The organism is Mycobacterium sp. NGS63 (assembly GCF_059812295.1).
The window spans coordinates 86,645-106,666 of record NZ_JCALCJ010000003.1 but is presented as its reverse complement, the minus strand read 5'-3'; the positions used below and the strand labels follow the sequence as shown (position 1 = coordinate 106,666).

Sequence of the window (20,022 nt, the reverse complement as noted above, 5' to 3'; positions counted from 1 at the left end):
CTGGCTTGGCGGTACGACGCGGGCTAAGTTGTCGCGGCGGTGGCCGCGATGAGCGCCTCGGCGAAGGTCTCCAGGTCGTCGGCCGTGGTGTCGACGTGCGGCGAGATCCGCAGCCGGGGCCCGGCGAGCTCCAGGGGCGCCCGCGGCACCCCGACGAAGGTGGTGACGATCCGCCGCTCGGCCAGCAGCCAGTCGCGCACCGCCTGCGGATCGGCGCCGTCGACCGGCGCCAGCGTGGTGATCGAGCTCGGCTCGTCGGCCTCCTCGACCACCGCCCAGCCGGGCACATCGGCCAGCGTGGTGCGGGCGAGCCCGCCCAACTCGGCCAGCCGCCCGCGCACCGCCTCGGGCCCGTACGCCAGGTGCTCCCCCAGCGCCAGCGAAAAACCCACGCGCGCAGCGATATTGGCCTCGCCGAACTCGAGCTGCCGGGCCACCGGCACCGACGCCATCCACTCGGGCGCCGGAAGCCGCGGCCGCAACCGCTCCATCAGGTCCGGGCGCACCGCGAGGAACCCGACCCCGCGGGGCCCGGCGATCCACTTGCGCGACGACGCGTAGGTCACGTCGGCGCCCACCGCGCAATCCACCTGACCCAGCGCCTGGGCGGCGTCCACGACCAGCGGCAGCCCGAGTTGGCCGCAGAGTTCGGCGAGCATCGGCAGCGGCTGCACCACCCCGCTGTGGCTGCCGACCGCGGTCAGGTGCACCAGATCGGGCGGGTCATTGTCCAGCTCCAGCGCGGCGTCGTCGAGGGCCAGCCGGCCGTCGTCCAGGGTCGGCAGCGGCCGGCGCTCGAACCCGTGGGCGGCCATCATGGCCAAGTTGGGACCGTATTCGCCGGGCAGGCACGCCAGTGTCCGTTTCTCCGCCGGCCAGCCGCCCAGCAGCAGGTCCAGCGCGTTCAGCGAGCCGGTGGTGAACACGACGTCGGCGTCGGGCAGGCCGCTCAGCGCGGCGGCCACCAGGCGCCCGGCGTCCAGCGCGGGCGCGGCCGCCTCGGCGGCGACATACCCGCCAACCTCGGCCTCGTTGCGGGCGTGCTGGGCGGCGGCGTCGATGACGGCCAGGCTCTGCCGCGAGCAGGCCGCGCTGTCCAGGTGCAGCCCGGCCACCGGCGGGCGGGCCGCGCGCCACCGGCGGGCCAGCGAGTCGCCGAGGGTCACTTCACGGCCAGCGACAGGCCGAAGTCGCCCGCGCCGTCGGTCCACCACCGCACGCGACGCAGTCCCGCGGCGGCCAGTTCGGCGCTCACGCCGTCCGGGCGGAACTTGCACGACACCTCGGTGAGCATCTCCTCGCCGGCGGCGAAATCGACGGTCAGGTCGAGCGCTTCGACGCGCACCCGCTGACGGGCGCCGGCCCGCAGCCACATCTCGATGCGTTCCTCGTCCGCGTTCCATCGGGCGACGTGCTGGTAGGCGTCGACGTCGAAGTCGGCGTCGAGTTGCCGGTTGATCACCGCGAGCACGTTGCGGTTGAAGCGGGCCGTCACGCCGGCCGCGTCGTCATAGGCGCGGACCAGCCGCCCGGCGTCCTTGACCAGGTCGGTGCCCAGCAGCAGGGTGTCCCCCGCCCGCATCACCCCGGCCAGCGTCGAGAGGAATTGCGCGCGCGGCCCGGGCGTGAGGTTGCCGATCGTCGACCCCAAGAACACGAACAACCGCCGCCCGCCGCCGGGGATCTCGCTCAGGTGTTCCTCGAAATCCCCACAGACGGCGTTGATTTCGACGCCGGGGTATTCGCGCTGGACGGCGGTCGCGGTCGCCGACAAGACGCTGGCGTCGACGTCGAACGGCACGAACCCGCGCAGCGAGCCGCGGCCGCGCAGCGCGTCCAGCAGGCGCCGGGTCTTCTCCGACGTTCCGGCGCCCAGCTCGACGAGCGTGTCGGCTTCGCTGGCCGACGCGACCTCGGCCGACCGGTCGCGCAGGATCTCGGCCTCGGCGCGCGTCGGGTAATACTCAGGCAGTCGGGTGATCTGGTCGAACAGGTCGCTACCCACGGAGTCGTAGAACCACTTGGGCGGCAAGGATTTCGGCGTCCGCTGCAGGCCGTCGAGCACGTCGCGGCGCAATGCCTGCTCCGCCGAGTCGGCGGCGAGGTGATTGGACAGCGTCAGCGTCATCGAGATCCTTTCCAAAACAGGCTAATCGAGCGGAGTCATCCGGACGCCGTCGGCGGTCACCTCGACCAGGTGCCGGTCGGGAACGTCGTCCCAGTCGGGCGCGTCGTCGTAGGGCTCGCTGGCCAGCACCACCCCGTCGGCGCGGCGCAGGATGGACAGGGTGTCGCCCCAGGTGGTCGCTATCAGCCGGGAGCCGTTGGCGGCCAACACATTCAGCCGCGCCAGGGGGTCGGCCGTCCCGATCTCGGCGATGGTCTCGCCCAGCGCGTCGAGCCCGCGCTCGTAGATGACCGCCGCGAGGATGGCACTGTCGCATACCGATTCGGCGGCCGCGGCGACCGGCAGCACCGCGCGGTCGACGACGCCGTTATGCGACAGCAGCCATCGCCCGTCGGTGAACGGGGCGGTCGCGCTGGCTTCGATCGGCATCCCGACGGTCGCCGAGCGCACCGCGGCCACCACGCAGTGGCTGCGCAGCGCCGGCGCGATCGAGGCGAACGACGCGTCGCCCCACAGCGGTGCCGGGCTGCGCCACCGCCGCGGCAGCGCCTCGTCGAAAAACCCGACGCCCCAACCGTCGGCGTTCATCAGGCCGTGCTTCTGGCGGCGCGGGGCGTAGGACTGCACCCGCAGCCCACAGGGCGGGTCGAGCACCAGCGAGGAGACGGTCACGGCGGCGCCGAGCCAGCCCAGGTGGCGACACATCAGGCGGCCACGTCCCACGCCAGGCGGACCCCCGAGAAGATCTGGCGCCGCACCGGGTGGTCCCAGTTGCGGAAGCTGGGCCGCAGGATCGCCGGCTCCACCGCCCACGAGCCGCCGCGCAGCACCCGGTAGTCGCCGTCGAAGAACGGCTGCGAGTAGCGCTCGTAGATCATCGGGACGAAGCCGGGCCAGGGGCGCAGCGGCGAGGCGGTCCATTCCCACACGTCGCCCAGCATCTGCTCGACTCCGTAGGCCGACGCGCCGGCCGGGTACGCGCCGACGGGCGCGGGACGCAACGCGTCGCCGCCCAGATTGGCCAACCCCGCCGACGGCTCCTGCTCCCCCCACGGGTAGCGGCGCCTAGCGCCGGCGGCCGGATCCCACGCGCAGGCCTTCTCCCATTCGATCTCGGTGGGCAGCCGCGCGCCGGCCCAGGCCGCATAGGCCTCGGCCTCGAAGTAGGTGACATGCTGCACCGGCTCGTCGGCGGAGATGTCCTCGATGCGGCCGAACCGGGTGCGGCTGCGCGCGTCGGCGCTCCAGAACTGCGGCCCGGTCAGGCCCGCGGTCTGCCGGTGCTGCCAGCCACGCTCGGACCACCAGCGCGGCCGGTCGTAGCCGCCGTCGTCGATGAACTGTTGCCACTCGCCGTTGGTGACCGGGACCCGTCCGATCCGGAAGGCCGCGACGTCGACGACGTGGGCGGGGCGTTCGTTGTCGAGCGAGTACGGTTCGCTCGCGGCGTCGACGCCCAGCACGAACGGGCCGCCGGGGATCAGCACCGACGTCCCCGCCACGCCCGGCCGGCCGGCGGGCAACACCGAATCGTCGTGCAGCAGCGGCTCGCCGGTGCGCAGGTTGAGCGCCTGCAACATCGTTTCGTCGTGCTGGTTTTCGTGGCTGACCACCATCCCGAACGCGAAGGCCGCGCGGTCGCCGGCCGGGTCGTCGGGCAGCGCGTCGAGGGCGTCCAGCGCCGCGGATCGCACTGTGCGGCAATAGGAGTGGGCCTGCTTCGGGGACAGCAGCGGCAGGTCGGCCCGGCTGGCCCGGGAATGCTCGAACGCGTCGTAGAGGCCCTCGACGGCCTGGGGCAGGATTCCTGGGCGGTCCGGGTCGCCGCCGCGCAACAGCCAGAACTCCTCCTGCTGGCCGATGTGCGCCAGGTCCCACACCAGCGGGCTCATCAATGGGTCGTACTGCCGGCGCAGTTCGGCGTCGTCGAAGTCGACGAGCCGCAGCGTGCGCGTGCGCGCCCGCGCCAGCTCGTCGGCGAGCCGTTGCCGGATCACGGGCCCCCTCGCGACGAGCGCGCGGCCTCGGAGACCGTGGCGGCGATGCCGTGCTCGACGACGCGGTCGGAGAAGTCGTCGCCGGGACACCGGCCTTGCTCGACGGCGCCGGCCAGCAGCTGCATCGCGTCGGTCAGCGCCGCCGGTGCCCGCTCGGCGGCCAGCGCCACGCACCGGGTGGCCGCCTCGTGCAGCCGCCGGTCGCGCAGGCCGGCGCGCGCCGCGGTGTCCCAGGCGGTGGCCACCGGTTCGACGGCCTCGGCCGCCAGGTCGGCGGCGACCGAGTCGTCGAGTAACGCCACCAGGGTGAACACCACGGCCGCCCACAGCGGCTCGGGCACGCTGTCGAGGTAGCGGATCTCCAGCCACTGCCTCGGTCGCACCGGCGGGAACAGCGTGGTCAGGTGGTATTCCAGGTCGGCGACCGTCGGGCGCCGGTCGCCCAGCAGCACCCGCCCGTCGACCCAGTCGGCGAACGGCACCCACCGCGTGACCGCCGTCAGCTCCGAGCCATCGGCGCTGTGCACCAGCATCACCGGGGCCTTGAGCGCGTAGCGCGCCCAGTCGGTGCCCGGGTCGTCGCCGCTGGCGCCCAGGATCGGCCCGCAGCGCGCCGAGTCCATATCGCCCCACACCCGCTGCCGCGTGGAGGCCCAGCCGGTGAACTCGCCGCCAAGCATGGGGGAGTTGGCGGCGATCGCGATCATGGTGGGGCCCAAGGCGTGGGCCAGCCGGACCCGCGCGGCCCAGCCGGCCTGGGGCCCGGCGTCGAGGTTCACCTGGATCGCCGCGGTGGACGTCATCATCGCCGCGCCCGCCTCGCCGGAGCGGCTGGTGGCGAAGAAGCGTTCCATCGCGCGGTAGCGCGAGCCGGGGTTGATGCGCTTCGGCGGCCGCAGCGGGTCCGCCCCGAGAAAAACCAGGCCCAGCCCGGCGTCCGCGAAGCCGGCCCGCAGCACGTCTTGATCGCGTTTCATCGCCGCGATGGCGTCCACCACCCCGCCGGCCGGCGGACCGGACAGCTCGACGGCGCCGCCGGGTTCGACGGTCACCACGCTGCCGGCCGGCATTGCGGGCAGACGCTCGAGGACGTCTGCGATTTCGGACCAGCCGGGCCGCCGGGACGGGTCGGCCGGATCGTGGCAATGGGCTTCGAGCTCCAGTCCGACGCGGCGCACCGGGCCGTCGGCGAGGCAGGTTTCGGCGATGTACTTCGCGGCGGCGGCGGAGTCGGCCACCTCGGCTTGGGCTGCGCTGAGGGCGGCGGACGTCATATCACGATCCCTTCAGGGCCCGCCCCCGCCCGTAGTGGCCCGCGGACCGCTTGTTGCGCAGCTAACCGGAAAATAATCGCCACTACTTCATCTTGCAGATCGCCCCGACATATTCCCGTCCTGCCGGAATTCGCGTGCACGGCCCACCCGAGTAGCCGGCTCCACGCTACTGGCCCAGCGCGTTCTGCATCGCTCCGGCCAAGACGTTGACCGCGGGGCCCGCGTTGCCAGACTGGCAGACCTTGGCCTGCAACAACACGTTTTCACGCAGCCTGGTTTGATCGAAGCACCGCCGGTCGGTGCCGGCTTCCTGCTTGGTCCAATTCGCGTCGGTGCCCGTCGCCGGGCCGCCGTCGAACGACCACACCTGGGTGGTCCCGTTGTCCAGATGCATCGCGGTGGTCTGCCCCGAGCAGCCGACGGTCCGGTCCACGACACGATGGAAGGCCCGGCCCGCGGCGTCGTTGTTGGCGAACACCCCGACCGCCTGCTTGACGTAGTGGGTCTGGTCGCTGGGCGACGTCTGGGTGATCGCCCCGTTGAACGACGCCAGGTCCGGATCGTCGAACACCTCGGGCAGCCCGATGTCCGCCCAGTTGTTGCACACCGGCAGGTCGACCGAAAAGCCCTGCACGGGCTGGGTGAACACCGATTCCCAGCCCATCGGGCCGCCGACGATGTTGCCCACCGATCCCTTACCGAGGACCGCGTAGTTGACCACCCCCGGCTCCGACGGGTGGGCGGCCGCGACCGGGACGCTCGACGCTCCCCCGACCGCGACCCCCACGGTCACCACCGCGGCGACGATCCGCATGGTCATGGGTTTCGATCATGCCAGGGCGGCCGCCGCCTGGCTCGCCCCAACCCGATGGGGCGCTGTTACGGGCGCGGATTACCCGGGGTGTTGGGCGCCGGCGCCGGCGGACTCGGTGTCGGTGCCTGGGCGGGGCCCCCCGGGCCGCCCGGACCGCCGGGACCAAAGCCCGGGGGCGGACCGAACGGGCCGCCCGGACCTTCGGGACCGAAGCCCGGCGGCGGCGGCGGACCGAACGGGCCCATCCCCGGACCGCCCGGGCCGAACTGCCACGGCCCGCCGCCCGGGCCGCCGGGACCGCCCGGGCCGTACATCATGCCGTGGTGGTGTTTGTGGTGGCAGTGCGGACCGAAGCCCATCACCATGGCGCCGGCGAAGAAGACGGTGGACAGGATGAAGACGATGCCGGCGACGATCACCACCCATGCGGCGGCCACGTAGAGCTTGGGGGGCTTGGCTCGCTCGTACGGCGGGGCCAGGGCCGCGGCCGCTGCTGGGACGGGGGTCGGCTGCGCTGACGGTTCGGGTGTTTGGGTCATGCCTTGCATAGTGCCCCGGCCCGCGGACGCGTAACAGGCTCGCGCACCAAATGTTGCTGTGAATTGGCCTATCGGTTGTCGAACGAAAACGCGGCCCGACGCTCACGCGAGCGCCGGGCCGCTGGGTGCTGGGTTATCGACCCGGCCGTGTGTTACGGGGTGCGGGTCGGGGCGACCGACGACGGAATCTGGCTGGGCCCGGGGGCGCCGGGCGCGACGGAAGCGGGTCCGCCCTGGTTGGCGCCCGGGGGGCCACCCGCGCCGGGGCCGCCGGGGCCACCGGGACCGAAGCGGTGCGGATGCATCATCATGTGCTGCTTGTGGTGATGGTGGTGATGGCCGCCGTGATGCCCCAGCGCCATCCCCGTGAAGAAGATGACCGAGACGATGAACACGATGCCGGCGACGATGGCGACCCACGCCGCGGCGATGAAGACCCGCGGGGTCTTGTAGGCAACCGGCTCTACCGCCGGCGCTGTTGCGGGTGCGGTAGAGGTCCGCACGGTTGGGGTGTCAGATGTTTCACTCATGAGACACATGATGCAGGCGTTACCAATAGTTGCGGCTATGCGCCACTTATGTAGCAGCTATGAGACAAAAGCGGTCCTCACGTGGTGAAACCCGGCGGGCGGGCTGGTGCACGACGCCTCGGCCGAGTCCGAAGCCGCCACCGCCGGCGCGGGGCGGGGCGGGTTTGCTGGTGGAAACGGCTCGGCGCGCGGATTTGCGCGTTAACGTAGCCAACCCACCAAGGAGGTTTGCTTTGAGCCAGCAAGAAACCCAGAGCGGCGAGTATTTCTGGAGCGACCACGAAGCCGACGACGAGCTGACGCGCCTGCGACTGATCGAGCGGTTCAACGACCCCTCGACGTTTCGCCAGCTCGCCGCGATCGGCGTCGCCGACGGTTGGCGGTGCCTCGAGGTGGGCGCCGGCGCCGGATCCGTGACGCGCTGGCTCTCGCACGGGTGGGTTCCACCGGCAAAGTCGTGGCCGCCGACCTCGATGTGCGGTTCCTCGGCGAGATCGGCGCACCGAACGTCGAGGTCCGCCAGTGCGACGTCACCCAGGACCCACTCGAGCCGGCCTCGTATGACCTCGTCCACGCTCGCTCGGTCCTGACACATCTGCGCGATCCGGTCGCGGTGCTGCGCCGCCTGACCGCCGCGCTGCGCCCGCGCGGCTGGCTGATGATCGAAGACACCGACAACGGCACCGTTGAAGCGACCAATCCCGCGCACCCCGACGCCACGGCATTCGACCTTTGCGCCCAGGCACGCATCAAATTCCTGTTGGCGGCAGGCGTCATGGACCTGCGCTACGGCCGCACCCTGCCGGCCCACATGGCCGAGTTGGGGTTGACCGATATGGACAACGAAGCCGTCGCCCTGGTCGGACCCGGACGCAGCCCGATGTCGCAGTTGATGATGCGGTCTTTCCTGCCGATCGATGACGCCATGGTCGCCAACGACGTCATCGCAGCCTCCGACGCGGCCGGTGCCCGGCAGGCCTTCGACGACCCGTCGTTCCTCTACCGGGGCGGCTTGGTCGTCGCCGTCTGGGGTCGCAAGCCGGACTAGAGCTTGAACGGGTTGACGGCGAACTGGATCACCCGATACGGCGCGCTCGCCCTGGTCCTGGTATCCCACTGGCTGACGAATATCCGTAGCTCATCGAGGGTGGACCCGGGCGAGATGTACCCGCCGTAGGGCTGGGCCAGGCGATTGTCGTACGGGGGCGGGAGGCTTTCCGCCGGGTCCGGCCACTCGTCGTGCTGGACCACCGTCGTCACCGGCGCGGTGCCCAGCGACGTGGGGTCGTCGGCCACCCGGACCTCCATGTTTCCCGTGCTGGCGTTGAAATATGACAGCACCGCCTTGCCGTCGATCTGCCGGATGCACATCTCGCCCACCTGATCGGGCCACAGCGGCGTCGGCGTCTTGTTCCACCCGCCGTCGGGGCCCGCCGCCCAGCCCTGCCACCGCGACCGGTCGGTGAAGGTTTGCGGCGTCGCGCGGTACAGCAGCACCGGATCGCGCCGCGTGAAGCTGTTGGCCACCACATACACCCAGCCGGTCGGCGAGTCGGGGGTGGGGATCGGGTCGTAGTACCCGCTGATCTGTGTCTGCGAGCCACCCTGGTAGGACGCGTCCCGCCGGGACCCCGGCACGGTCTGCCAGCCGCCGCGCGCGGCCTCGGGGGCGACGAGCCGGGAGTTCACCGGCGCCAGGTTGTGGGTGGTGGTCACCATCAGGTAGCTGCGCCGGTTGATCTGCACCACCCCGGCGGGCAGCTGCGAGTCCCCCGCCGGGGTGGGGTCGGCCAGCAGCGGCTTGGTGATCCCGGTGACGCCCGTGTAGCGCACCCCGGCGGGATCGTCGACCGACGCGGTGTCGACGTGCAGCGCCACCGGCGAGTACCAGCCGCCGAACCCGACGCCCTGGCCGGCGAAGCTGTCGCCGCACACCTGCAGCAGCTCGGTGGGGAACTCGACGAACTCACACAGGTCGGTCGCGCCGATGCCGTAGTCGCGGGTGGGGGTGCCGGTTCCGGCCGTCGGGCCGATCCGCAGCACCTGACCGGGCGCCAGCGGCTGCAGGACGGGCTCGGGGACCGGCGCCGGGGGATCCGCGTGCGCCACCCAAAGCAATTGCGGCGCAAGCAAAGTCAGTGCGAGCAGCGAGCACCGCGTGGCGGAGCTCACCCGCGGATTCACAACGAAGAGCGTATTTCAGCGGCCAGCAGCTCGGCGATCTGGATGGTATTGAGCGCCGCACCCTTGCGCAGGTTGTCCCCGGCGACGAACAGCGCCAGGCCGCGCCCGTCGGGCACGCCGGGGTCCTGGCGGATGCGGCCGACCAGCGACTCGTCGACGCCCGCGGCGGCCAGTGGCGTCGGCACGTCGACCACCTTGACGCCCGGGGCGCCGTCAAGCAGTTCGGTGGCGCGCTGCGGCGAGAGCGGCCGCGCGAACTCGGCGTTGATCGACAGCGAGTGCCCGGTGAACACCGGGACCCGCACGCAGGTGCCGCTGACCAGCAGGTCGGGGATGTCGAGGATCTTGCGGCTCTCGTGGCGCAGCTTCTGGTCCTCGTCGGTCTCCCCGGAGCCGTCGTCCACCAGGGACCCGGCCACCGGCACCACGTTGAACGCGATCGGCGCCAGGTAGGTCTTGGGCTCCGGGAACTCGCACGCGCCGCCGTCGTACACCAGCCGCTCGGCCCCGTCGATGACGGCGCGGGCCTGGCCGGCCAGCTCCTCGACCCCGGCGAGGCCGCTGCCGGACACCGCCTGGTAGCTCGAGACCACCAGGCGCACCAGTTGCGCCTCGTCGTGCAGCACCTTGAGCACCGGCATGGCGGCCATGGTCGTGCAGTTCGGGTTGGCGATGATGCCCTTCGGCCGGTTGCGGGCGGCGGCGAAGTTGACCTCGGACACCACCAGCGGCACGTCGGGGTCCTTGCGCCAGGCCGAGGAGTTGTCGATCACGGTCACCCCGGCGGCGGCGAACCGCGGCGCCTGCACCAGCGACATCGTCTTGCCGGCCGAGAACACCGCGATGTCCAGCCCGGCCGGATCGGCCGTCGCGGCGTCCTCGACCTCGATCTCCTGGCCGCGGAATCCCAGCTTGCGGCCCTGCGAGCGGGCGGACGCGAAAAACCGCACCGACGTCGCGGGAAAGTCCCGCTCGTCGAGCAGCGTGCGCATCACCTGGCCCACCTGGCCGGTGGCGCCCACTACACCGATGGCGACCATCTATCTGCCCGTCCCCGCGTACACCGTGGCCGACTCCTCCCCGCCGAGCCCGAACGCCTCGTGCAACGCCACGACCGCCTTGTCCAGTTCGGTGTCGCGGCACAGCACCGAGATGCGGATCTCGGAGGTGGAAATCAGCTCGATGTTGACGCCCACCTGGGCCAGCGCCTCGCAGAAGGTGGCGGTGACGCCGGGGTGGCTGCGCATGCCCGCGCCGATCAGCGACACCTTGCCGATGTGGTCGTCGTAGAGCAGCTGGGTGAACCCGATCTCCGTTTGCAGCGCGTCCAACTTGGCCACCGCGGTGGGCCCGCTGTCGCGCGAGCAGGTGAAGGTGATGTCGGTCTTGCCGTCCTCGACCTTGGACACGTTCTGCAGCACCATGTCGATGTTCACGTCGGCGTCGGCGATGGCCCGGAAGACCTTCGCCGCGTAGCCGGGGATGTCGGGGATCCCGACGACGGTCACCTTGGCCTCGCTGCGGTCGTGCGCGACTCCGGTGAGGATGGGGTCTTCCATGGGCGTGTCCTTGATCGATCCCTTGACGACGGTGCCTGGTTTGTCCGAGTACGACGACCGGACGTGCACCGGCATGTCGTAGCGGCGAGCGTATTCGACGCAGCGCAGCATCAGCACTTTGGCGCCGCAGGCCGCCATCTCGAGCATCTCCTCGAAGGTGACCGTGTCCAGCCTGCGGGCGTTGTGCACGATGCGCGGGTCCGCGCTGAAGATGCCGTCGACGTCGGTGTAGATCTCGCAGACGTCGGCGCCGAGCGCCGCGGCCAGCGCGACCGCGGTGGTGTCCGAGCCGCCGCGACCCAGCGTGGTGACGTCGCGGGTGTCCTGGCTGACCCCCTGGAACCCGGCGACCAGCACGATGCGCCCCTCGTCGAGCGCTTCGCGCAGGCGTCCCGGCGTGACCTCGATGATCTTGGCGTTGCCGTGGGTGCCGGTGGTGAGCACGCCGGCCTGCGAGCCGGTGAACGAGCGGGCCTGCGCGCCCAGCGATTCGATCGCCATCGCCACCAGGGCATTCGAGATGCGTTCGCCGGCGGTGAGCAGCATGTCCAGTTCCCGCGGCGGCGGGGCCGGGCAGACCTGCTGGGCCAGGTCGAGCAGGTCGTCGGTGGTGTCGCCCATCGCGGAGACGACGACGACTACATCGTTGCCTTGCTTCTTGGTCGCGACGATGCGCTCGGCCACGCGGCGGATACGGTCGGCGTCCGCCACGGATGATCCGCCGTACTTCTGCACGACGAGCGCCACTGTTGCTCTTCTCTGTCTCGGATTGCCAGCGCCACTTTGCGCGTTTGAGTCCACAACAGAATACGTGGCTGCGCATCCGGATTTTCCGCGCGGCCGAGGCCCTCGACCGTGGGCCCTACGTAGGAAAACGGCGCCGGTGGCGTCCGCAAGCCCCACGGTCGGCGCGTTTTGGTCCCGGCACCGATAGCGGTAGAGTGCACACCGTGCAACGGGTGCTCCTCCTCGGACGCCGCGACGGGGCCTGATCCAGACCGGCCTCCCGTCGCGGGAGTCGTCGATGCGCCGGTCTGAGGTTCCTTCTAAACCCCCGGAGCAACTACCGTGACTATCCCTGATTCACCCGACGCCTATCGGTCAGCACACACCATCGTCAAACCCGCCGGCCCGCCCGGGCCGGGCCAGCCCGCGTGGAATCCCCAGCGCGGCTCGTCGATGCCGGTCAACCGGTATCGGCCCTTCGCCGAGGAAGTCGAGCCCATCCGGGTGCCCGACCGCACCTGGCCCGACCGCGTCATCACCCGCGCCCCGCTGTGGTGCGCGGTGGACCTGCGCGACGGCAACCAGGCGCTGATCGACCCGATGAGCCCGGCCCGCAAGCGGCGCATGTTCGACCTGCTGGTCCGCATGGGCTACAAGGAGATCGAGGTCGGATTCCCGTCGGCCAGCCAGACCGACTTCGACTTCGTCCGCGAGATCATCGCCGAGGGCGCCATCCCCGACGACGTCACCATCCAGGTGCTGACCCAGTGCCGCCCGGAGCTGATCGAGCGCACATTCGAGGCGTGCGACGGCGCGCCGCGCGCCATCGTGCACTTCTACAACTCGACGTCGATCCTGCAGCGCCGCGTGGTGTTCCGCGCCGACCGGGCCGCGGTGCAGGCCATCGCGACCGACGGCGCGCGCAAGTGCGTCGAGGAGGCCGCCAAGCGCCCCGGCACGCACTGGCGATTCGAGTACTCCCCGGAGTCCTACACCGGCACCGAGCTGGAGTACGCGAAAGACGTGTGCGACGCCGTCGGCGACATCATCGGCCCCACGCCGGACAACCCGATCATCTTCAACCTGCCGGCCACCGTGGAGATGGCCACGCCCAACGTCTACGCCGACTCGATCGAGTGGATGAGCCGCAACCTGGCCAACCGGCAATCCGTCATCCTGAGCCTGCACCCGCACAACGACCGCGGAACCGCCGTTGCCGCAGCCGAATTGGGCTACCAGGCCGGCGCCGACCGGATCGAGGGCTGCCTGTTCGGCAACGGAGAGCGCACCGGCAACGTGTGCCTGGTGACGCTGGGGCTCAACCTGTTCAGCCGCGGGGTGGACCCCCAGATCGACTTCTCCAACATCGACGAGATCCGGCGCACCGTCGAGTACTGCAACCAGCTGCCGGTGCCCGAGCGGCACCCCTACGGCGGGGACCTGGTCTACACCGCGTTCTCCGGCAGCCACCAGGACGCCATCAACAAGGGCCTGGACCAAATGAAGATCGACGCTGACCGCGACGGCTCCGATGTTGAAGACATGCTCTGGCAGGTCCCGTACCTGCCGATCGACCCCAAGGACGTCGGGCGCACCTACGAGGCGGTGATCCGGGTCAACTCGCAGTCCGGCAAGGGCGGGGTGGCCTACATCATGAAGGCCGACCACGGGTTGGCGCTGCCGCGACGGCTGCAGATCGAGTTCTCCCAGGTGATCCAGAAGATCGCCGACGGTGAGGGCGGCGAGATCTCGCCGAAGGAGATGTGGGACGCGTTCTCCGAGGAGTACCTGGCCCCGGTGCGCCCGCTGGAGCGGATCAAGCAGCGCGTCGACGCCTCGGACGACGACGGCGTCACCACCATCGCCGCGACCGTCAAGGTCGACGGGGTGGAGACCGAGATCAGCGGCTCCGGCAACGGCCCGCTCGCCGCTTTCGTCGACGCGCTGGGCCACGTCGGCTTCGAGGTCGCCGTCCTGGACTACTCCGAGCACGCGATGAGCGCCGGCGACGACGCGCAGGCGGCGGCCTACGTGGAGGCCTCGGTGTCCGGCCGGACCGTGTGGGGCGTCGGGATCGCGCCGTCGATCACCGCCGCGTCTCTGCGGGCCGTGGTGTCGGCGGTCAACCGGGCTTCCCGAAACTAGGGCGCTAGAACAAGGCGAGCTGCTGGTCGGCCGCCGTCGCGTCGGTGAATTCCTCCATGCTGGTGCCGCCGGCGACCGTGCCGACGCTGTCCATGAACTGCGCGTCGGACAGCACCGGCACCCCCAGCCGCAGGGCGTGATAGCCCTTGCCCTGCTCGGGGGCGGCGTCGTTGCAGACCACCAGCGAGGTCTCGCCGTCCACGACGTCGCTGTAGGCCAGCCCGGCGTGCAGGATCCGCTCGACGAGTTCCTCGTGGGTGCGCCGCACCTCGGCGGCCAGCGCCACCCGCATGCCCTGGATCAGCGGGCGGCCGCGGACGTAGGGCCCCGGGTTGAGGTAGGGGCACGGCATCCGGGACGCCAGCACCTTCAACGGGCGCAGCTCGTCGTGGGTGACCCGCCCGTTCGGCCATTGGCGCCGCGTCACCGGATGCACCGGCAGCCAGATGTCGCGCTCGCGCGCCCGCTGCAGCGCCGACTCCAGCACGCCGGTGAGCACCAGGGCGTCGTCGAACGCGTCGTGCGGCCGCTCCTGGGTCACGCCCCAGTGCGCGGCGAGCGTCTCGAGCCGCAGGTTGTCGACCCCGAGGTCGAGGCGGCGCGCCAGCTCGACGGTGCACATCACGTCGTCGATGGGCAGCTCCGCCTCGGCGAGTTCGGCTTCGGCGGCCAGGAAGGCGTAGTCGAAGGCGACGTTGTGCGCCACCAGCGTGCGCCCGCGCAGCACCTCCACCAGGTCACCGACGATGTCGGCGAACTGCGGCTGGTCCTCGAGCATGGCGGCGGTCAGGCCGTGCACGTGGGTGGGGCCGGGGTCGACGCCCGGGTTGAGCAGGCTGACCACGGACTGCTCGACCCGGCCCCTGGGGTCGAGGCCGAGCGCGGCAATGCTGATGATGCGGGCCTGACCCGGGCGAAAACCCGAGGTCTCGACGTCGATGACGGCCCAACCCGCGCCCGGCTCGGTGGCCGGACGACCCCAGGACACCGCGTTCATACGCTGAGGATGGCACGTCGGACCGACATCGCCGGGGCGCTACGGCGTCGTGTCGGCACGTAAAGCTGATGCCTTTTAAACTGCGCGGGTGGTCACCACCCGGGCACGCCTCGCACTCGCCGCCGGCGCTAGCGCGCGATGGGCCTCGCGAGTCACCGGGCGCGGTGCCGGAGCGATGATCGGCGGCCTGGTCGCGATGACCCTGGACCGTTCGATCCTCCGGCAGCTCGGGGCGGGCCGGCGCGCCGTCATCGTCACCGGCACCAACGGCAAGTCGACGACGACCCGCATGACCGCGGCCGCGCTGAGCACGCTCGGCCCGGTGGCGACCAACGCCGAGGGCGCCAACATGGACGCCGGCCTGGTGGCCGCGCTGGCCGCCGACCGCCGGGCCGGGCTGGCCGCGCTGGAGGTCGACGAGATGCACGTGCCCCACGTCTCCGATGCCGTCGATCCGAGCGTGCTGGTCCTGCTCAACCTGAGCCGTGACCAGCTGGACCGGGTCGGCGAGATCAACGTCATCGAGCGCACGCTGCGCGCCGGCCTGGCCGGGCACCCGAACGCGGTCGTCGTCGCCAACTGTGACGACGTGCTGATGACCTCCGCCGCCTACGACAGCCCCCACGTGGTGTGGGTGGCCGCGGGCGGCGCCTGGGCCAACGACTCGGTCAGCTGCCCGCGCAGCGGCGAGGTCATCGTCCGCGACAAGGGGCATTGGTATTCCACCGGCGCCGACTTCAAGCGGCCCAGCCCGCAGTGGTGGTTCGACGACGACACGCTGTACGGGCCCGACGACCTGGCCCTGCCGATGCGGCTGGCGCTGCCCGGCGCGGTGAACCGCGGCAACGCCGCCCAGGCCGTGGCCGCGGCCGTCGCGCTCGGCGCGGACCCCGCGAAGGCCGTCGCGGCGGTGTCGAATGTCGACGAGGTCGCCGGGCGATACCGCAGCGTCGAGGTGGGCGAGCACCAGGCGCGGATCCTGTTGGCCAAGAACCCCGCCGGCTGGCAGGAGGCGCTGTCGATGGTGGACAAGCGCGCGGCCGGGGTGGTCATCGCGGTCAACGGGCAGGTGCCCGACGGCGAGGACCTGTCCTGGCTGTGGGATGTGCGCTTCGAACACTTCGAAGACACCCAGGTCGTGGCCGCCGGGGAGCGCGCCACCGACCTCGCGGTGCGGCTCGGGTACGCGGGCGTCGAGCACACCCTGGTGCACGACACCGTCGCCGCCATCGCGTCGTGCCCGCCCGGGCGGGTCGAGGTCGTCGCCAACTACACCGCGTTCTTGCAGCTGCAGCGCAGGCTGGCGCGCCATGGCTGACTCGGTGATCCGGATCGGGCTGGTGCTGCCCGACGTGATGGGCACCTACGGCGACGGCGGCAACGCCGTGGTGCTGCGCCAACGGCTGCTGTTGCGGGGCATCGCGGCCGAGATCGTCGAGATCACGCTGGCCGATCCGGTGCCCGAGACGCTGGACCTGTACACGCTGGGCGGGGCCGAAGACTACGCGCAGCGGCTGGCCACCCGGCACCTGATCCGTTACCCCGGGCTGCAGCGCGCCGCGGACCGCGGCGCGCCCGTGCTGGCGATCTGCGCGGCCGTCCAGGTGCTGGGGCGTTGGTACGAGACGTCGTCGGGGGAACGTGTCGACGGCGTCGGCATGCTGGACGCGACGACGTCCCCGCAGGATGCGCGCACCATCGGCGAGCTGGTCAGCAAGCCGCTTCTGGCCGGGCTGACCCAGCGGCTCACCGGCTTCGAAAACCACCGGGGCGGCACCGTTTTGGGGGTCGCGGCGTCGCCGCTGGGCGCGGTGGTCAAGGGCGCCGGCAACCGGGCCGGCGATGGCTTCGACGGGGTGGTGCAGGGCAGCGTCGTCGCGACCTACATGCACGGGCCATGCCTGGCCCGCAACCCGGAGCTGGCCGACCTGCTGCTGGGCAAGGTGACGGGCGACCTGCCGCCGTTGGAGCTGCCCGAGGTGGACCAGCTGCGCCGCGAGCGCCTCGCGGCCCGCTGAGCGCGTTTGGACGCCGAGACATAACCCACCGCGCCCCGACTCGGCGTGTCTTGTGCGTGGCTTATATGTCGAAATGAGACCAAGCGGTCCCGCACCCACGAGCGCTCCAAGTTTTCTTCAAGAATCCGCAGAGGGCGCGGGCGCAGCCTTTGGCCCATGAGCAACCCCAGAACGATCGTCGCCGCGGTGGGACTCGCGGCGGCACTGAGCGCGGCCGTCGGCGCGGCGGTCGGATTCGCGGCGACGGCCTACGCGGCCGTCGGAATGCACGGCGACCCGGCCGGCGCGGCGCCCTACTGGCGCTATCAACAGCAGGACAAGGACTGCGGGGAGATGGCGGTCGCCGACGTCGTCGGGCAGGTCACCGGCCACGAACCCACCGAGGACGAGATCACCGGTGTGGCCGCGAACATCCCGAGCGTGAGCCACCCCGGGCCGATCTACCGGCCCTCGGGCAACACCAAAAACTCCGACCTGCCCGTGCTGCTGGCGCACTACGATGTCCCGGCCACGGCGGTCCACACCAACATCGACGCCCTCGCGCAGGACCTGGACCGCGGGCGCAAGGTGATCGTCGGGCTCAACGACAAGACCATCTGGGACGAGCCCGGCGACCGGTCCCAGGAGAACCACTTCGTCGTCGTCATCGGCATCGACACCAAGGCCGGCGTGGTGCACCTCAACGACAGCGGCATCAGGGCCGGCCGCGACGAACAGGTGCCTATCACCACGTTCGAAGCGGCATGGAAGACCAGCGACGACTTCGCTGTGGTGACGCGGTGACCGGGCCCCGTCAGACCATCGCCCGGCGGCCGGTCAGTGCGCGGCCCAGCGTCAGCTCGTCGGCGAATTCCAGGTCGCCGCCCATCGGGAGCCCGGACGCGATCCGGGTCACGGTCAAACCGGGGATGTCGCGCAGCATCCGAACCAGGTAGGTGGCGGTCGCCTCGCCCTCGGTGTTGGGGTCGGTGGCGATGATGACCTCGGTGATGTCGACGTCGTCGACGCGCTCGCCGATGCGGCTCAGCAGCTCGCGGATGCGCAGCTGTTCGGGACCGACGCCGGACAGCGGATCGAGCGCACCGCCCAGCACGTGGTAGCGGCCGCGGAATTCGCGGGTGCGCTCGACGGCCTGGATGTCCTTCGGCTCCTCGACCACACACACCAACGACCCGTCCCGGCGCGGGTCGGCGCAGATGCGGCACCGCTCGTCGTCGGAGACGTTGCCGCACACCGCGCAGAACCGCACGCCGTCGCGGACTTTGCCCAGCACCGCGGTCAGCCGGTCGATCTCGGGCGGTTCCACCGACAGCAGGTGAAACGCGATGCGCTGGGCGCTCTTGGGTCCGATACCCGGCAGCTTGCCGAGCTCGTCGATGAGGTCCTGGACCGGTCCTTCGAACATGTCGTCCCGAGGTCTACAGCCCCGGCATCTGGGTGGGGGGCGCCGGCGGCGGAGCCGGTGGGCCGCCCATGCCGCCGGCCAGGGCGCCCAGCCGCTCCTGCGCCATCTTGGTGACCTGCGACGAAGCGTCGCCCATGGCGCCGACGATCAGGTCCTGCAGGGTCTCGATGTCCCCGGGGTCGACGACCTTGGGGTCGATCTTCACCGCGACCACCTCGCCGCTGCCCTTGACGACGACCTCGACCAAGCCGCCGCCGGCCTGGCCCCGCACCTCGGCGTTGGCGAGCTGGTGCTGGGCTTCCAGTAGCTTTTGCTGCATCTGCTGCGCCTGGGCGAGCAGCGCCGACATGTCGCCTCCGGGTTGCATGACAATCCCCTTGCATCTCGGTCTCGAGTTGGTTTCGCCTGCGTGTGCCGGGCGATTCGAAACCCCCAGCGTAGACCGCGCGACGTTACCTTTGCGCCGTGGACCTACGAGTGAGCACGCGTGTCGGAATCAAATTGGCGGTCGCTGCGCTGGTCGCCGCCGCCACCGCCATCACGCCGACGGCGACCCCGGCAGCGTGGGGGGTGCCGTCCAACATCGCCGGCATGGTCGTCTTCATCGACCCCGGCCACAACGGCGCCAACGACGCCTCCATCAACCGTCAGGTGCCCACCGGGCGCGGCGGCACGAAAGACTGCCAGGCCAGCGGGACCTCCACCAACAGCGGTTACCCGGAGCACACGTTCACCTGGGACACCGCCCTGCGGGTGCGCGCCGAGCTCAACGCCCTGGGCGTGCGGACCGCTCTGTCGCGCGGCAACGACACCGGGCTGGGGCCGTGCGTCGACGCGCGCGCCAACGCCGCCAACGCGATGCACCCCAACGCGATCCTGAGCATCCACGCCGACGGCGGACCGGCCTCGGGGCGGGGATTCCACGTCAACTACTCCGCACCGCCGCTCAACCCGGCGCAGGCCGGGCCGTCGGTGCAGTACGCCCGGATCATGCGCGACCAGATGCAGACGTCGGGCATTCCGCCGGCCAACTACATCGGCCAGGACGGCTTGTACGGGCGTTCGGATCTGGCCGGGCTGAACCTGGCGCAGTACCCGTCGGTCCTCGTCGAATGCGGCAACATGAAGAACCCCGCGGATTCGGCGCTGATGGAGTCGCCCGAGGGCCGGCAGAAGTACGCCGACGCGCTCGTCCGCGGCGTCGCGGGCTTCCTGGCCACCCAGGGCCAGGCGCGCTAGCTCTCCAGTTCGTTCTTCAGATTCGTCAACACCTCGGACTGAATCCTCTTCAGCCCCAAGGGCGCAAAGGTCTTTTCGAAGAAGCCCTTGACTCCGCCCGCACCGGTCCAGGTGGTCTTCACGGTGACGCTGGAGCCCGGGCCGGCGGGTGCCACCGTCCAGTTGGTGACCATCGACGAGTTGGCATCCTTTTCGATGACGGTGTGGCCGGCCACGTCGACGTCGACCTGCACGTCGCGCACCCGTGACTTGGTGGCCTGCAGCTTCCATTTGGCGACGGTGCCGGCCCCCTGCCCGCCCTGCACCACCTGGTACTCGCTGTACTGCGGGGACAGGATCTTCGGGCGCACCTTCTGATAGTCCGCAACCGCGGCGAGGGTGGCCTCGGGCTCGGCGTTGATCAAGATCGTGCTGGCTGCGCTCACCTGGCCCATCGGGCGCGTCTCCTCGTAGTGATGCCGCCCGCG

The 20,022-nt window shown here is 71.0% G+C and carries 21 protein-coding genes; 6 read left to right on the top strand and 15 right to left on the bottom strand.

The window, feature by feature from the left end:
• Positions 1-23: 23 nt before the first annotated feature.
• From egtE to AC5Y4Z_RS07330, 8 genes are all read right to left on the bottom strand, one after another.
• Positions 24-1,166 carry an ergothioneine biosynthesis PLP-dependent enzyme EgtE gene (egtE, locus tag AC5Y4Z_RS07365; protein WP_499962150.1) on the bottom strand — a complete coding sequence of 381 codons (1,143 nt, stop codon included), beginning with the start codon at positions 1,164-1,166 and terminating at the stop codon, positions 24-26.
• Positions 1,163-2,128 (bottom strand): L-histidine N(alpha)-methyltransferase, encoded by a 966-nt coding sequence (egtD, locus tag AC5Y4Z_RS07360; protein ID WP_499962148.1) that lies wholly within the window; start codon positions 2,126-2,128, stop codon positions 1,163-1,165. Before egtD ends, egtE begins: the two co-directional genes overlap by 4 nt.
• Before the next feature lie 21 nt (positions 2,129-2,149).
• Positions 2,150-2,833: an ergothioneine biosynthesis protein EgtC gene (gene egtC / locus AC5Y4Z_RS07355; RefSeq protein ID WP_499962145.1), complete on the bottom strand. Its 684-nt coding sequence runs from the start codon at positions 2,831-2,833 to the stop codon at positions 2,150-2,152.
• On the bottom strand, positions 2,833-4,125 hold the full coding sequence (gene egtB / locus AC5Y4Z_RS07350) for an ergothioneine biosynthesis protein EgtB (protein WP_499962142.1): 1,293 nt from the start codon (positions 4,123-4,125) through the stop codon (positions 2,833-2,835). Before egtB ends, egtC begins: the two co-directional genes overlap by 1 nt.
• Positions 4,122-5,399, bottom strand: coding sequence for an ergothioneine biosynthesis glutamate--cysteine ligase EgtA (egtA, locus tag AC5Y4Z_RS07345; protein ID WP_499962140.1), 1,278 nt, complete (start codon positions 5,397-5,399; stop codon positions 4,122-4,124). The genes egtB and egtA overlap by 4 nt, the downstream gene beginning before the upstream one ends.
• A 166-nt stretch (positions 5,400-5,565) precedes the next feature.
• Positions 5,566-6,213, bottom strand: coding sequence for a sensor domain-containing protein (locus tag AC5Y4Z_RS07340; protein WP_499963261.1), 648 nt, complete (start codon positions 6,211-6,213; stop codon positions 5,566-5,568).
• A 65-nt stretch (positions 6,214-6,278) separates the two neighbouring features.
• Positions 6,279-6,752 carry a hypothetical protein gene (locus AC5Y4Z_RS07335; RefSeq protein WP_499962137.1) on the bottom strand — a complete coding sequence of 158 codons (474 nt, stop codon included), beginning with the start codon at positions 6,750-6,752 and terminating at the stop codon, positions 6,279-6,281.
• 152 nt (positions 6,753-6,904) lie between these two features.
• Positions 6,905-7,282: a hypothetical protein gene (locus AC5Y4Z_RS07330; RefSeq protein ID WP_499962133.1), complete on the bottom strand. Its 378-nt coding sequence runs from the start codon at positions 7,280-7,282 to the stop codon at positions 6,905-6,907.
• Between the two features lie 382 nt (positions 7,283-7,664).
• Between AC5Y4Z_RS07330 and AC5Y4Z_RS07325 the strand changes: the two genes are divergently transcribed.
• Positions 7,665-8,330 carry a class I SAM-dependent methyltransferase gene (locus AC5Y4Z_RS07325; RefSeq protein ID WP_499962131.1) on the top strand — a complete coding sequence of 222 codons (666 nt, stop codon included), beginning with the start codon at positions 7,665-7,667 and terminating at the stop codon, positions 8,328-8,330.
• Here AC5Y4Z_RS07325 and AC5Y4Z_RS07320 read toward each other — a convergent pair.
• From AC5Y4Z_RS07320 to AC5Y4Z_RS07310, 3 genes are read right to left on the bottom strand one after another with little or no spacing between them, the layout of a single operon-like run.
• A complete protein-coding gene (locus AC5Y4Z_RS07320) occupies positions 8,327-9,466 on the bottom strand; it encodes a DUF4185 domain-containing protein (protein WP_499962128.1) in 1,140 nt (379 codons plus the stop codon). The two genes, AC5Y4Z_RS07325 and AC5Y4Z_RS07320, sit on opposite strands and share 4 nt — an antisense overlap.
• Entirely contained in the window at positions 9,463-10,506 is a 1,044-nt protein-coding gene (locus tag AC5Y4Z_RS07315; RefSeq protein ID WP_499962126.1) for an aspartate-semialdehyde dehydrogenase, read from the bottom strand. The genes AC5Y4Z_RS07320 and AC5Y4Z_RS07315 overlap by 4 nt, the downstream gene beginning before the upstream one ends.
• Entirely contained in the window at positions 10,507-11,772 is a 1,266-nt protein-coding gene (locus AC5Y4Z_RS07310) for an aspartate kinase (protein WP_499962123.1), read from the bottom strand.
• A 321-nt stretch (positions 11,773-12,093) separates the two neighbouring features.
• Here AC5Y4Z_RS07310 and leuA point away from each other — a divergent pair, with 321 nt between their 5' ends.
• Positions 12,094-13,896 carry a 2-isopropylmalate synthase gene (gene leuA, locus AC5Y4Z_RS07305; RefSeq protein WP_499962121.1) on the top strand — a complete coding sequence of 601 codons (1,803 nt, stop codon included), beginning with the start codon at positions 12,094-12,096 and terminating at the stop codon, positions 13,894-13,896.
• Between the two features lie 4 nt (positions 13,897-13,900).
• Here the strand turns inward: leuA and AC5Y4Z_RS07300 are convergent, their stop codons facing one another.
• A complete protein-coding gene (locus AC5Y4Z_RS07300; RefSeq protein WP_499962119.1) occupies positions 13,901-14,893 on the bottom strand; it encodes a DEDDh family exonuclease in 993 nt (330 codons plus the stop codon).
• Positions 14,894-14,981: 88 nt separating this feature from the next.
• Between AC5Y4Z_RS07300 and AC5Y4Z_RS07295 the strand changes: the two genes are divergently transcribed.
• The 3 genes from AC5Y4Z_RS07295 to AC5Y4Z_RS07285 all read left to right on the top strand — a co-directional run bounded on the left by AC5Y4Z_RS07295 (position 14,982) and on the right by AC5Y4Z_RS07285 (position 17,694).
• Positions 14,982-16,211, top strand: coding sequence for a MurT ligase domain-containing protein (locus AC5Y4Z_RS07295; protein WP_499962117.1), 1,230 nt, complete (start codon positions 14,982-14,984; stop codon positions 16,209-16,211).
• A gap of 4 nt (positions 16,212-16,215) precedes the next feature.
• A complete protein-coding gene (locus AC5Y4Z_RS07290) occupies positions 16,216-16,911 on the top strand; it encodes a type 1 glutamine amidotransferase (protein WP_499963260.1) in 696 nt (231 codons plus the stop codon).
• Positions 16,912-17,067: 156 nt separating this feature from the next.
• On the top strand, positions 17,068-17,694 hold the full coding sequence (locus AC5Y4Z_RS07285) for a C39 family peptidase (protein WP_499962115.1): 627 nt from the start codon (positions 17,068-17,070) through the stop codon (positions 17,692-17,694).
• Positions 17,695-17,704: 10 nt separating this feature from the next.
• Here AC5Y4Z_RS07285 and recR read toward each other — a convergent pair whose 3' ends face one another.
• Both recR and AC5Y4Z_RS07275 read right to left on the bottom strand, forming a co-directional pair.
• Positions 17,705-18,316, bottom strand: coding sequence for a recombination mediator RecR (recR, locus tag AC5Y4Z_RS07280; RefSeq protein WP_499962113.1), 612 nt, complete (start codon positions 18,314-18,316; stop codon positions 17,705-17,707).
• Between the two features lie 13 nt (positions 18,317-18,329).
• Positions 18,330-18,683 (bottom strand): YbaB/EbfC family nucleoid-associated protein, encoded by a 354-nt coding sequence (locus AC5Y4Z_RS07275; protein ID WP_499962111.1) that lies wholly within the window; start codon positions 18,681-18,683, stop codon positions 18,330-18,332.
• A 98-nt stretch (positions 18,684-18,781) separates the two neighbouring features.
• Between AC5Y4Z_RS07275 and AC5Y4Z_RS07270 the strand changes: the two genes are divergently transcribed.
• Positions 18,782-19,555 carry an Rv3717 family N-acetylmuramoyl-L-alanine amidase gene (locus tag AC5Y4Z_RS07270; RefSeq protein WP_499962109.1) on the top strand — a complete coding sequence of 258 codons (774 nt, stop codon included), beginning with the start codon at positions 18,782-18,784 and terminating at the stop codon, positions 19,553-19,555.
• Here AC5Y4Z_RS07270 and AC5Y4Z_RS07265 read toward each other — a convergent pair.
• Positions 19,552-19,989: an SRPBCC family protein gene (locus AC5Y4Z_RS07265; RefSeq protein ID WP_499962107.1), complete on the bottom strand. Its 438-nt coding sequence runs from the start codon at positions 19,987-19,989 to the stop codon at positions 19,552-19,554. The two genes, AC5Y4Z_RS07270 and AC5Y4Z_RS07265, sit on opposite strands and share 4 nt — an antisense overlap.
• Positions 19,990-20,022: the final 33 nt, after the last annotated feature.